Below are 1,034 nucleotides of genomic sequence, written 5' to 3' on the forward strand. Positions count from 1 at the left end.
CCGATGCCTATTTTAGATGAACAAAAATTAGATCTTATAAATGATATTGTGTGTTGTGCAATTGCTGAAAACAAGCAAGTAAGCATTTCATATCAAAAACAAAACAAAGCATATTTGGAAGTGGGTTATATTCATTACTACGATATGATTTGTAATGAATTAAGATTTAGGAACCAACATGATAATGTACTATATATAAAAATTTATCATGTAACAGATATCAAATATATATAATGCTTTAAAAATCCTTGGGTGGGGGAGTTATGATGAAAAGTCAAAAAGAGCTTATCTATCATTTTATAGAGTTTTGGGATTTTGAGTATATTTGTTTGGAGAAAAAAGGTTTGGGGTTTCCAGAATTAGAAGAAGTAATGTTGAAGTATAACATGCATAAATCTGATGAGAATTTGGAATTTAAAGAGTGTTGGATACATCGTGAATTTGTGGATGGAGAAGAATTAAGAACAGTTCAAATTATATATGAAGATAGTAAAATCAATAGGGCTGTTCGTTTATGGGGATCTAAGAGAAATAAAGATGGAAAAGTTCTTGCAATGACAATGGACTTTTTAAATATAGATACAAAAGAACTTGAATGTGAGATAAATATATTAAATGAAGTTCAAGATAATTAAGTATTTAAAATCACCCTTAGAATTGTATCTTTACAAGAAACACCATAAAATAAGAAACCCCCTTGTCTAATGCCATGATAACAAGGGGGTTAAGGCAACCATTATAGCGATGTTTCTTATGGAATTATAGCTCCATTTTCTCTTTTGATGAAGTATAAGTAGTTAAAACCTTGTATTCTTCCCCTGCTAATTTATAAATTTTAGTTAGGAACTGTTCATGTGTAATTGAATTTCCGTTCCTTTTCTTTATACTTTTGGACATTATCAAAAACTCCCTCATGTGTATTTCAATAATGATTTATAAAGAAAAGTCCTGTATTAACAGGACTCAATTTCTATTGTTTCTTTACAGATTTTCGCTATATACTTTATAAAATCAATTATCGGATATGTTATTAA

The 1,034-nt window shown here is 28.6% G+C and carries 2 protein-coding genes; both read left to right on the forward strand.

Annotated features, from left to right (window positions below; all coding sequences use genetic code 11):
- Nucleotides 1-234 (forward strand): YolD-like family protein (locus CQ058_RS31395; protein WP_105590281.1); only part of this gene is annotated, 234 nt, incomplete at its 5' end.
- Nucleotides 235-266: 32 nt separating this feature from the next.
- Nucleotides 267-635: a hypothetical protein gene (locus tag CQ058_RS31400; RefSeq protein WP_105590282.1), complete on the forward strand. Its 369-nt coding sequence runs from the start codon at nucleotides 267-269 to the stop codon at nucleotides 633-635.
- Nucleotides 636-1,034 lie beyond the last annotated feature (399 nt).

The organism is Bacillus sp. MYb56, from assembly GCF_002976445.1.
GTDB classification, from domain to species: Bacteria; Bacillota; Bacilli; order Bacillales; family Bacillaceae_G; genus Bacillus_A; species Bacillus_A mycoides.

What these genes read in the sequence shown, in the direction of transcription:
- CQ058_RS31400 (WP_105590282.1), top strand. Translation starts at nt 267, where the DNA reads ATGAAAAGTCAAAAAGAGCTTATCTATCATTTTATAGAGTTTTGGGAT.